Here is a 12,653-nt window from a genome sequence, read left to right on the forward strand (position 1 = left end):
TTTCCTTTCAATTAATATCTCGGCTTTATCTTTATATTACTGAAAGTTCATTCTGAGGCTTTTTGGATTCAAAAAAACATTTGAACTTGAAGAAGTTCAGGAATAAATTTCATATATTGTTGTTTTTTGGAAAAACAAAAGAAAAAAGGTTATTATATTTTAAAGACATTTTCACAATGATTGACAAAGTAGAACCGGTATTTATGGATCTAATGACCAAAGATACTATCGAAAAAAGAGGTCAATCAATACTTAAAAGAATATCAAAATCCAACTGCCATATATAAATTACGTCATAACAAATTATTAACACATCAAGACTGCAAACACTTGAAGAAATCTTGTGGAACGAATTAGGTGCATCAGAGTTTATAAAAAGGAATCCGGTGATACACCAATTTCCAAGATAGTGAGACAAGTTGTGATCTAGATCAACAAGCTGAAAATGATGCCTTTTCAGATTTTCCTTAGAGTTTCTTAATGAAGGAAGACTGAACGTTCAGCAGCTTAGGTTTATCAAACTTATAGTCGATTATGTTGTGAAAAACTGGTACCTTGAAAAGAAAGTTTTATAGGAAGACCCATTCCTCTCTTTAGGAAGTGTAACCGAATTGTTTAGGTGATTTTGAGGAGTTTGAAGGGGCTTAATTCTATCTTAGTAAGAGACAAAAAACCTTTAGTTGTCTCTTTATTATAGATTTAAATACCGATTACTCATTAACAATTAATAGTATGGATATAGTATATGAAGAAAAAATTAATTAATATAAGATTAGTTCTTTCAATAAATCTAACATAATGAAATATAAAAAAGGGGCTATCTCATAAGTCTTTTTTCTAGTAAATAACACAAAATTGAAGAGGCAGAAATGTTGTTAAATCTCAACATTTCTGCCTCTTTCTATTTATTCAATTTAGGCGTAACTACCCCTTTTGGGATAGCCCCTTTTTTAGTGAAAAAGTTGATAACTATATCTCAACTGCTTCTTTTGCTAGACTATCATAATGAAGTTCCGTTAATCGAGATTGAAGAAAGTCATCATTTAGTAATTTCAAAAATAATTTTTTTGATTTTTTTGTTGACAATTTAATCCTTGAATTATCATCATTAAATTCAAATTTACCTTTTAATGTTGGATAGGTTTTAACAAATTCAATGATTGTATTCGAGGGAATTCTATTAAGAACTGGAGAATGAGAGCCAATTTTAGTAAGTTTACGTGCAAAAGTAATATCTTCTATCATTTCTCCAAGTGAATCAATATCTTCTATTAAATTTGCAGAGTCAATTTCACTTAATGTTTTAATTGCAGTGGCTTTTATAATCTCGTGAAAGCTAAAAAATTTCTCTAGCATATTAATATTTCTTATAAATAAATCATCATTTAATTGAAAGAGATCAAAATCTGGATATATTCTTAAAATGTCATCCGGCATTTCTTTAAATCGAGTTTCATTTCCCCATTTTATTAAAGGAATACCATTTCGATCTCTTTTATATAAATTTATTGGATAATTCCTTTTATAGGATATTAATGTATTGTCATTATAATGTACAAGGAATATAATTCCGGTAATATCATCTAAGCGATCATTATTAAACGAAAAAAGTGGGAAATCTTCTGTTCTTTGGAGTTCTTCTAAGATATTTAACCCTACTGGAATTTCATCTAAATTATATTCAAATAATACATTTTTTCTTTCGTCAAAATTTGAAATGGGTAAGACACTTAGTTCTTCATTGTTGATTATTCTTTCGTTAATATTAAAAATAAATTCATTTTTTAAATTAGTTTGGGCAGGACTTTCTATATCTGCTCTCTTTAAAATATCTCCTGCTGTATTCTTTAATACAAAAAATATTTCTGCTACAAATTCATCTTGATTGTCAATAAAGGTTTTAATAATATTTAATAACTCTGTTTTATTCATCTGATAGCCCTCACAAAATAAATATTTTCATCAATTTTTCTATAACTCACTCTTTGATCAACTTCAAGATCTTCCCTAGATATTAATATTATATTAGATCGATTTTCGATCCTGAATTTTGCATCAGCTTTGTAGATGCGATATCCAAGTATAGCTAATGTTGGATTTGAATAAAATAGATTTGTTTTTAAATAGATAATTCCAATAGCTAGAAGTAAGACTAACAAAACAACTAAATATCTTGGCTTGGTTAAATCAAATGCAATTAAAGGAATAATATAAGTTGACAAGAACGTTAAATGTTCATAATTTTTATTTTCAATATTATTAATTGTAATCGGAGTTTGCTCACTACCAGAAATTTTATATTTGAATCTAAAAACACAAAGAATACCAAAAATCAAAAAGCACAGTGCTACAATGGGAATCCAATTTAAAGCAAGAATTTTTTTAAACCCTATAAAACTACAATTATCTTCAAAACAAATTGGTATATTTATAGTGACTATAAGTATTAATAAAAAAAGTAGCCACAGTGATATTATGTAAAGTTCTATTTTATCCCAATTATTTCCGAGCAAAATTATCACCTCAATATTTTTAGAGCTTTACTAATTATATCAAACATATGATTATATTGGGTTAATAAACAACATTTATGATTGAATAGATTAAAATTACATTTTATGTTTTAAGGTAAAAATAATATTGTCCCTTTAATCCAAAACAATAAAGGGCTCTATTGAAATTCCTATTTATAGGTAATATATCCATTTTTGTTTTTGGTTTTATAGTATAATAGGCCAGTATATCCATAAAGAAAGGTGAGTATAATTGTCTGAAAAAATTCTTTAACGCACGATGCCATTATGAAAGCATTAGATTGGTCTTATGATAAAGCAATTAGTGGTGAGATTCCTAGAGTGAGCACCGCCGTATAGTTAGCTGACAGTTACTTAACAAAGGTTGGAACCGTAGACGAACTAATCCTATGGCATAACACTAAAAGTGCTACCGCTGGCTTCCTTACTGGATTAGGAGGTGTTATCACCTTACCTGTTGCAATACCGGCCAATATAACTAGTGTTATTTTAGTTCAAATGAGAATGGTTGCAGCTATTGCCCATAGGGTAGGATACGATTTAAAAGATGATCAAGTGTTAAATAAAAAAGTGTATTATTGAATATTGGACAAACAATACATTTTGTGGACCAGTGGGTAGATTGTTTTGAAGAAAGCTATAGATATTATCGATTAGTAGATAGAGTTTGTATCTAAAAAAGATATTTCAAGGGGGAAAAATGTCAATCGGAAAACTTACTATAAACCTTTTATCTAGTCATTTTTTTGGTGCTTGGAAGTACGGGCTCAAACTTTTTACAGAACCTGAAAAAAGAGTAAAGAATACAGCTTTATTATTAAACTGCTTTATATTTGGAGGAATATCTGATTTACTAGATTCTAGTTCTGAAGTGTCAGATGCCTCTGGATCCTTTTCATCTTTACCAATAGCCACCGTAACAAGTATGACAGCTTTACACGTTCAACAACAGAACTTGATAACGATAAATTCCTTTCCATATTACCAAGGTCCTTTACAACAAAAATCTCACTTACAGTGGATGAATTCTAGCCCGACGATTTCTTCTCGTGTTAATCCAATGCCTGTACAGCAGCCAATACATCCGTCTTACTTACAGTGGATGAATTCTAGCTCGATGATTTCTTCTCGTGTTAATCCAATGCCTGTACAGCAGCCAATACATCCGTCTTACTTACAGTGGATGAATTCTAGCTCGATGATTTCTTCTCGTGTTAATCCAATGCCTGTACAGCAGCCAATACATCCGTCTTACTTACAGTGGATGAATTCTAGCTCGATGATTTCTTCTCGTGTTAATCCAATGCCTGTACAGCAGCCAATACATCCGTCTCACTTACAGTGGATGAATTCTAGCCCGACGGTTTTTTCTCGTGTTAATCCAATGCCTGTACAGCAGCCAATACATCCATCTCACTTATAGCGGTTAGAATCACGTGTGATTATATCTAGATCCTACTTTAATTCAATTCAGAATCAACAACGCAGACCACCTGCTCACATAAAATTTTAAAGGGTATAGTGGAAAATTTCAGCCACTTCATCATCGATTAGACATTAGACGTAATTTTCTAACGTGATTGTAGGGCTGGAATGTCCTAATCGAGCGGATACTTTGATGATATCTACCCCTTCAGAAATCAAGATGGATACGTGTGTGTAATGGATATCGTGAAACCCAATGGGGTCACACATTAGGGGCCTTACTGATCGATTTCATCACACGTAACACGTTCCGTGGGTCTTGTATGGTACCGGTCTCCGTACAAATGACTAAGTTCCTGGTCCTGATAGTGTTCTCCAAGGCTTTTACGCGGTGTTTCTTGAACGTCTTTATGAGATTGCATTTTAACACCCTTTCGTCAATTGATTACTATAATCATTGACGAAAGGAGGGTTAAGTATAGTTCAAGTTGATATTCAATAGTGTCTCTAGATTGCTTATGTAAGGGTACTATTAATAAAGTTGGCTGATTGCTGGTTAAGAGAGAAGTAAATCAAGCATTCGTTTTCCCCTTCCTTCTTTGAAATGCCAACGCTCTCACATTTATCTAATATTAAGATGATTATGAGACCCCTGCCCTGATAAGACAAGGTCTCACTCGTATACCTTTTTGAATTTTGTTCTCGAAAATAGAACCCGTTACTTTTAAAGGCCTTTTTTCATTTATACAGTACTTTTCTGATATATTTTTTATAAAACTTATAAAAATAAACCCAAAACCTAATAGATTCTCTGAAATTATTTCATCAGAGATTTTATATATATAGTAGTTTACGAAAAATATTATTTGGGAATTTTCTCAAAACAAGGATTTTTGATCAGTAAACTCGAACATATTTTGTTGTATGTTTGAACAGATTGAACAAAAAATTATTTGTAATTAGGAGTGATTTTTTATGGCGGAAGAGAATAATAATAATGAGGAGAATGATAAAGAAGAGGACAAGGATCAGAAGAATGAGATGCAAGAAAATTTAGAAGAAGATGAAATTAGCGGAAATGAATTAGATCAAGAGAATCTTGGTGAAGAATTAACCCCATCTAAAATGCAAAAAGTTCTGGATTGGGGATATGACAAAGCACTAAATGGCTTACCCTATACTCCATCAGCTTTTGAATTAGCTGAAGACTATCTTTCTAAACATAAGAGTGTAGATAATGCTATTAAATCTTTAATAAACTGGCAGATTTCTAAGGCAGCTACTACGGGTTTTCTTACAGGATTGGGCGGGGTTATTACACTACCGGTAGCAATACCTGCAAATCTTGTATCTGTGTATTACGTTCAAATAAGAATGGTAGCAGCCATTGCACATATGAGGGGTTATGATCTTAAAAGTGATCAAGTAAAAACCCTAGTTTATTTAGCTTTAGTCGGTCAAGGGGCAAATGAAATTCTTAAAGAATTTGGTATTAACCTTGGAACAAAATTCCTTAATGTTGCAATTAAAAAGATACCCGGTGAAGTTATAAAGAAAATCAATCAAAGAGTTTGCTTTAGATTAGTCACTAAATCTGGGACAACAGGAGTGATTAATCTTGGAAAACTGTTACCAGTGGCAGGTGGGATAATAGGAGGAACTTTTGATGGTTTTTCAACAAATACGGTTGGTGTAGTAGCAAAAAGTAAACTTTTTGTGGAGAAAGGGTAAATTCTTTGTTTTCAACTTTTATTTGTTGTTCATTGTAAGACGAGCTCATCAGCCTCACTTTTTATCAGTTTCCATTATTGGTGTTCGGAAAATTTTTGAACTATTCTTTTTGCTTTATTAAGGGACACCTATAGTTGAACCTTCGTTCGCTTAAAAGGCATTTGAGGTAATACTTAATAAAACGTTACCATCGAAAGCTTTGATTATTAAGTGTCTAGTTGCCCAGTCTTAAACGAAATTCTGGTGTTTTTTTTCTTATCTTTCACAGCCATATTTACAGTGGACTGTATCACGTTCTGTCTAACAGGTGTGGTATTGTATTGTGTTCTTTTAGATACTGGGCAATAGCTACATAAACCATTGGAAATATATTTATTGTGATGTCAGTTATGATTCCTTGAGTAGTTAATAAACTTTCAGACATTAATAAAGTTAGGAAAAGTGTCGATAAACCCACCAATATCCTATTGTGTTACCAATTACACTACACAAACTGTGAAGCTGTTTCCTTTTGTGAGTAATTGTAATATGTATATGGCCTAGGTCTCCTAGTGGCCAATAATAATAAATCTAATGAGTAAACATAAACGATATGTTAGAAAACCGAAAAGCTTAAATTTTGTAATTTATAAAAAATAACTCCTTGTGAAAAGAATTTTCATTCGCTTAATGCTAAAGTGTTAATAAAAAGTAATAGATGCAGTTATTGTTGATATCTGGTTAAATCGACAAAAGTATAAGGGGAAATTTTAATGAATAATAAATAAATGAAGATTGGCGTGAGTAAAATTCCTAAGTATAACTTTAATTTTTTTAAAGAGATGTACCTCCTAGAATTAGATAATAAAGAAAAAATAAATACTCGAGTTTCAGTTCCACTCAGTGTAATACCTCTTCTTGTTGGTGGGGGATTGTATTTACTTACAGTTCAAAAAGATATTGTGGGAGAAGCGTGGCACACTTTTTTTATTGTTTTTTTTACTATCTTCTTTATATCTCTTATTGCGACTATATTTTATACTGTTAAAGCCTACTATCATTACGAATATCAATACATTCCATCTTTAAAAGATATATCCAAAGATTCTATACTCTTGGAGGATTACGTTGATCGACTTATTGACTATGAAGGTTTGACTGTGAAACCAGAGGAAAGAGATAGAAGGATAGAAGAAGCAATACAAAACGATCTTTGTGAGAAGTTCATCAAAGCAACAGATAGAAATATAGGGCTTAATGAACAAAAATTATTTTTTCTTAGACGTGTTGGAATTTTCTTAATGATATCTTTAATTACAGGGGCTTTATGCATTATACCTGCTACATTTGGAAAAGTAGAAGATGTACAGAAAGTTGAAGTAACGAATATGAAAAACCTAAAAGGGAAGTAAAAATATGTCTAACAATATAAAGAAGCAAATAGAACAAGAAAAAAAATAACCAATCACATCAGGATATGAAATATTTTAGAAATTATTAAAAAGAGACTATAATGTTCAAAATACTTGATTTTTCACGGACAAAAGTATTGAAACTAATATTCTATAAGGAGTTAATAAAATGAATAATAATGAACAGCCACAGGAACAATCAAAGCCGGTAAAAAGGCCACCAATACCACCTGCAACCTCACCTGTAAGAGATGTGATAGAAACTTTCGATAAAAAAAAGAATCCTTGAAATATTGATTGGAAAAATTGCAATGCAAAAAGGATGGTAATTAAATGAAAAAAGATAATAAGCAACCAGAAAAAAAAATGCCCAAACCTCCAACAACCTCCAGTGTGAGGTCAGTTTTAGAAAACGAAAACACCTTACTGGAAATCGTTGACATTCAAGAACAGAAAAAAGATTAAGCCAGCTATTAAGATGCCTTCTTTTTGTTTACTGTATATTTTAATGGGGGGAAATGTTCTTTGATAAGAATATAAGAGAAAAAAGTTATTTTAATATATGAAGAACAACAACCTATATACTAATAAACAAGGTACCACAAATGATGTTTTTGATTCTCTTTATTTTTTCTGTGAAGGCTTTATACGTGTAATGTTTTTGGACTGAAAGAAATTAATTCCGTAATTAAATGTTACTGATATTATTATGTTTAACCTTATTTCAAGTAACGAGTGCGTTGACTTAAATTGGAACCTTCATTCGGCGGCTTTTTTTCTTGTTATTCCAGATGCACAACCAACTACATAATTTGTACCTGTTTTAACAACTTAATTGTAGCAGACCACCTGCTAACCATTTTGCTCACTCATTTAATGCAATTAAACCAGTTTAATTTTATGAAACAAAATTGATTAGGAAGTTTCTTTATTTACTTTTGGCTGATTAGTATTTATTAAGATCTCTAGTTCTGCTACTAGGAGAACCTGGATGACCATTTGTGCTGCATTTTCTACTGAAGCGTCACAACGAATAACTTCAATTGAGTACTCTCCTTTGTTTGTATTTAAATAAGTAGGAAAATAATCATTGGAATAAGATCTATCTTATCGTCTATTTTTTCATCTTGAATTTTTACAAACGGATTATATTCGTTAAAAAAAACAAAACTTACAAAACAAATTGTTGCAAGAAAATTTAGAAGGTAGTAAAATCCCATACTGTTTAATCAAATAAATTTTATTTATATTAAACTTCTATGAGTATGTGAAAGATTACACTTAAACTAATGGGTGCGGTAGCAGAAGATTGGAGCTGTCTTTAAGGCAGCTTTTTCTTATGGAACTAAAGGGGAAGGTTCACTAGAATTGAGGTTGAAAATTTACTGATTGAACAAGCACTAAATATAGAATTACTTTCCACACTTTTATCTTTTTCAGCTTCAAGTAAACCAAATTACTCTGTACTTCTTTTGTTACTACCATTATTTACTGCAATGCTTAATCCAGATACATTATAATCTTCCATAAGCTTTTGAATGTTGATATTTTGTGTTTTCGTACTAACAACCCCAAATTAACTCCTATGTACAAACCTTTAAAATTCATCTCCATTGATCTGCCCGTTTGTTGAATAAGATCCACTGATAATTTACCATATATTGAAGGTTGTTGGTTTTTATTCTGAGAGCAACAATCTTTTAGAAAACAGCCTTTCAAAATTAAAAGACCAGCCTTATTGACTGGTCTGGGTTTAAATAAATTTTTTATTATCGGTCCTCTTCAAATGTTAAATAATTTTTTGGAAAGTAGCTTGGTAGTTATAATTCTACCGATAAATAAGACAGTGAATAATATATTAACAAATAACATTACTAACGCCATTAAGAAAAACAAAAATAACCAGTTGTTAAACTCATATGGGATAAATGAAGTGATAAAGGATAAAATTGAAATAAAAACAAATAATAGCAAAAAAAATAAAAGTTTATTCAAATTTTTAGAGATACTTCTTGCGATTAATACATTTGTAAGGATATCTTCGTTTTCCTTAATAATAATATCAGATAATGCTAAAATTTCATCTGGCTTCCTTGCTTTTATTATCTTATCCTTATTTTTTTCAAATTCCGAAATACCTAGATTATCTTTATAAAAATTAACCATAAATGTTGCTGAAGTAATAACAAGGCCTAACATACTTAGTGTTCCAGGTATAATTAATTTTAGCAAGTTTTAACTTAAATTCATTATGATTTGAGTGTTTTGGTTCCTTAATAGCAATATAAATGGTGTTAATAGTAACAAAATTATACCAATATTAATAACTCTTATATAATTCATTTTAAATTTCTTCTTTTTAATATTTATTTCATAAATATTTAATTTATTTGCATCGGTTTTATCCCAGAAGTTATTTGAGCTTAAGTGTATATTAGCTAGATGAATCTTATATAAGTTTACAATACTTCGTAAGTATTCTAGACCATCTGTTAACTTATTTATAAGTACATTGTCAAATTCTTCCTGACCCTTATTGGTCTGATTGTTAAGTTCAACATCAGATTTAACTCTCATAAAGTGAAATAATATCCTTTCAGTGAGTAAAGGGAAGCCTGATAGTTCTTTGAACTTTGTCGGCAATTCTTTTTTTATTAACTCAAATTGGGTTATTAAATCCTCTGCTTCATTAAAAATAGAGTTTATTTTTTGTTGTTGTTCAGAATTAACAGCAACATAATATGTTCCTTCTTTAATTTCTTTTAGAACAGGTGCCCAATGTTCTTCGAATGCCTTTTCACGTGTAATACTTACCAACTCCTATACCATTTTGTATCTAAGTTAGGATAAACCTTCCTGGTCAATTTTACAATAACTATCTTGGGGAATATGTATAGTAAAGTAAAGTTTAATAGTTAGTTCAGAAAGTGGTGTAACAAAGATTGTAGTGAAATACATTTAAACAAACGGAGTCGATACTTCAATAAGGGTTATCGATTTTTCTATTCAACTATAGGTTTAGGATAACTAACAATTCTTCTTTTGATAATTTGAAACTATTCACTTTTACAGAAGTACTATCTTGTATTCAATTCAGTAAGCCACCGGTAAATGATGTCTCCACTTTTATTAAATTCACCAAATTGCAAGGTCAATGAAATAGGCTTGTTAAACTAACAAGTGTGATGCTCTAATAGCGCAAAATCGCTTTTTCTTATTTAGCTTAGGCTGTTTTCGTAAATATTGTTGCTATACCATAAGGAAATAACTAAGAAAACTCACATTAGAAATTTATGAGTTTTATTTAAGGACTTTCTTCTTCAACTAAAGCACACTTTACTTTAAGAGAATTTCTACACAAACTTTAATTTTCGCTATTTTGTTTATAGTAATTATTTAGTTTTTTAATATAATCTATTTACGGGGGAATATACATTTTATCCCAAAATGATTTTCAGCCAAAAGGAGAGATTATTCGTGGACACAGTCAAAAGTACAAAGGACAATTGGAATGCAAAATTATATGATAATAAACATTCTTTTGTTTCAAACTACGGGAATAGCTTGGTTGAATTATTAGTTCCAAAACAAGGGGAGAAAGTTCTTGACCTTGGTTGTGGAACAGGAGATTTAGCAAATACATTATATGACTTTGGCGTAGAAATTGTAGGTGTAGACAAATCTGAAAATATGGTGGAGCAAGCTATCCGTAAATACCCACATATAAAGTTTTTGGTTCAAGATGCAACTGATTTGGATTATCATAAGGAATTTGATGCGGTCTTTTCTAATGCAACACTTCATTGGGTACAACCAGCCACCCAAGCATTACATAGAATTTATCAAAGCTTAAAACAAGGTGGAAGATTCGTTGCTGAATTCGGAGGAAAAGGAAACGTTCAAACAATAACAGGTGAAATCATCCAGCAACTTAAAGAATCAGGATTTGAATTTAAAAAGGAACAATTTCCTTGGTATTATCCAAGTATTGCTGAGTATTCAACTTTAATGGAAGACGTAGGCTTTAGAGTGACTTTTGCTCAACACTATGATAGACCAACTCAGTTGAATGGACAAAATGGATTAAAAAACTGGATTGAAATGTTCGGTAAACATTTGTTTAATGGTATCCCTGAACAAACAAAAAAAGAAATAGTTACAAAAGTTGAAAATAATTTAAAAGAAACTTTATATAAAGACGGTAATTGGATTGCAGATTATAAAAGAATACGAGTAATTGGAGTAAAATAATACTTAAAAAAAGGAAGGACTTGAATTGTTCCTTGCTTTTTTAAATTGTCCCAGTTCCTATTTTGCACACCAAAGAAACCATTCAAAACTGATTTTTTTACGCTGATCTTAACATCTCCACTGTGGAATGTTTTGAATTCCTGCAAGAACCTAAGAGTAGCTGTTTTACCCGTTCAGATTTGGCTATAGTTTTTGTTTGGTGATTATATTTGAACCAGACACCTTGGAACCTCTGCATAAATTTCTTGAGTTGAGTGTGATAGGCGTTTACGTCTTGGATATGGTAAATTGACTTCTTGACGTAAATTCCCTTTCGAATATTTACTATTTCGTGCTTTAGCCCTTTATCTGCTGCAAACTTTTTATAATTAGTTGCGTTATCAGAACACAACAAGGCCTTTTTATCTATAAATTGACCCAATACACTGTCAATTTCAGTACTTTTAATTCTTCCTGTGCCGGCCATTTCTGAAATTACTTGTCCATTTCGGTCCAGGGCTGCAAGCACGCATATTTGTTCATTAGAAATACCTCTTTTTGTAGCTGCTCCGCCTCGTTTACGGGCTTTCCGATGGGAGATATCCTTTTTACCTTTGTGACTTTCTAAAAAGTAAGTTTCATCACTCTCTACAATTCCTTTTAACGTACTGTGGCCTAACGTCCTAAGAGCATTAAGGATTTTATGTCGCCAGTAGAAAGCTGTTGAGATATGAATTTCTAATACATCAGTGATCTTAGGCAACGTATAGCCCTCAATCATCATCTTCAGATATTCCATCCATTTACTTGGATAATGAGTACCAGATAGGGGAGTGTTTGTCATATCATTGAATGCTTTTCCGCAGTCTTTACAGAGGTACCGTTGCCTTCCTCGATACTTACCATTCTTTTTAACTGAGACGCTGCCACAATATAAGCAAGCAAGGCCTTCGTAAAATCGACTTTCACGAATATCTTTAATTATCTTTCCTACGTCTCCTTGATCTGCCGGGAACAATAGAATTTTAATCGCATTATATAACTTAAATTGTTCTGATTTAGATAATACCGTAAATCCTTGAAATACATTTTCCCACACTTTTACCGCCTCCTAGAACGCAATTATAGCAAGGTCCTATAAGTATCGGTAAAAAAACAACAATCTATGGGAAAACAGCCTTAGCTTAAGAAGATTAACTGATAAAATAACAATAAACAAAATTTAAAAGGTGTTGTTAATTGAACAACGTATTGAATAAAGGGTGTTTAAATGTGATGAATTCCGGAAAATGATTTATCCAGCATTCATACAACACGAAGATAAAAGGAATGTATTGTGTTT

General features: G+C 31.2%; 12 protein-coding genes. 6 read left to right on the forward strand and 6 right to left on the reverse strand.

Features of this window, described 5'->3' with window-relative positions:
- Positions 1–969 precede the first annotated feature (969 nt).
- Positions 970–1,932, reverse strand: a complete 963-nt coding sequence (gene kwaB / locus AC503W_RS08390; RefSeq protein WP_494916789.1) for an anti-phage protein KwaB — start codon at positions 1,930–1,932, stop codon at positions 970–972.
- Positions 1,929–2,513, reverse strand: coding sequence for an anti-phage protein KwaA (gene kwaA, locus AC503W_RS08395; protein WP_494916790.1), 585 nt, complete (start codon positions 2,511–2,513; stop codon positions 1,929–1,931). Before kwaA ends, kwaB begins: the two co-directional genes overlap by 4 nt.
- Before the next feature lie 405 nt (positions 2,514–2,918).
- Between kwaA and AC503W_RS08400 the strand changes: the two genes are divergently transcribed.
- Positions 2,919–3,116 (forward strand): hypothetical protein, encoded by a 198-nt coding sequence (locus AC503W_RS08400; protein ID WP_494917309.1) that lies wholly within the window; start codon positions 2,919–2,921, stop codon positions 3,114–3,116.
- A 118-nt stretch (positions 3,117–3,234) separates the two neighbouring features.
- Positions 3,235–3,957 carry a hypothetical protein gene (locus AC503W_RS08405; protein ID WP_494916792.1) on the forward strand — a complete coding sequence of 241 codons (723 nt, stop codon included), beginning with the start codon at positions 3,235–3,237 and terminating at the stop codon, positions 3,955–3,957.
- A 280-nt stretch (positions 3,958–4,237) separates the two neighbouring features.
- Here AC503W_RS08405 and AC503W_RS08410 read toward each other — a convergent pair whose 3' ends face one another.
- A complete protein-coding gene (locus tag AC503W_RS08410; RefSeq protein WP_494916794.1) occupies positions 4,238–4,381 on the reverse strand; it encodes a hypothetical protein in 144 nt (47 codons plus the stop codon).
- A 553-nt stretch (positions 4,382–4,934) separates the two neighbouring features.
- On the opposite strand from AC503W_RS08410, the gene AC503W_RS08415 reads away from it, so the two are divergent.
- The 3 genes from AC503W_RS08415 (at position 4,935) to AC503W_RS08425 (ending at position 7,546) form a co-directional block, all read left to right on the forward strand.
- A complete protein-coding gene (locus tag AC503W_RS08415; RefSeq protein WP_494916795.1) occupies positions 4,935–5,690 on the forward strand; it encodes an EcsC family protein in 756 nt (251 codons plus the stop codon).
- Between the two features lie 767 nt (positions 5,691–6,457).
- Positions 6,458–7,081: a hypothetical protein gene (locus AC503W_RS08420; protein ID WP_494916797.1), complete on the forward strand. Its 624-nt coding sequence runs from the start codon at positions 6,458–6,460 to the stop codon at positions 7,079–7,081.
- Positions 7,082–7,414: 333 nt separating this feature from the next.
- Complete coding sequence (locus tag AC503W_RS08425; RefSeq protein WP_494916799.1) at positions 7,415–7,546, forward strand: hypothetical protein; 132 nt, start codon at positions 7,415–7,417, stop codon at positions 7,544–7,546.
- A gap of 1,317 nt (positions 7,547–8,863) precedes the next feature.
- On the opposite strand, the gene AC503W_RS08430 is transcribed toward AC503W_RS08425, so the two are convergent.
- Positions 8,864–9,280, reverse strand: coding sequence for a hypothetical protein (locus AC503W_RS08430; RefSeq protein WP_494916801.1), 417 nt, complete (start codon positions 9,278–9,280; stop codon positions 8,864–8,866).
- A 36-nt stretch (positions 9,281–9,316) separates the two neighbouring features.
- Positions 9,317–9,898 (reverse strand): hypothetical protein, encoded by a 582-nt coding sequence (locus AC503W_RS08435; protein ID WP_494916802.1) that lies wholly within the window; start codon positions 9,896–9,898, stop codon positions 9,317–9,319.
- 660 nt (positions 9,899–10,558) lie between these two features.
- On the opposite strand from AC503W_RS08435, the gene AC503W_RS08440 reads away from it, so the two are divergent.
- Positions 10,559–11,332, forward strand: a complete 774-nt coding sequence (locus AC503W_RS08440; protein ID WP_494916804.1) for a class I SAM-dependent methyltransferase — start codon at positions 10,559–10,561, stop codon at positions 11,330–11,332.
- 97 nt (positions 11,333–11,429) lie between these two features.
- Here the strand turns inward: AC503W_RS08440 and AC503W_RS08445 are convergent, their stop codons facing one another.
- Positions 11,430–12,410: an IS1595 family transposase gene (locus tag AC503W_RS08445; RefSeq protein ID WP_494916806.1), complete on the reverse strand. Its 981-nt coding sequence runs from the start codon at positions 12,408–12,410 to the stop codon at positions 11,430–11,432.
- Between the last annotated feature and the right edge of the window lie 243 nt (positions 12,411–12,653).

Source organism: Peribacillus suis (assembly GCF_059384845.1).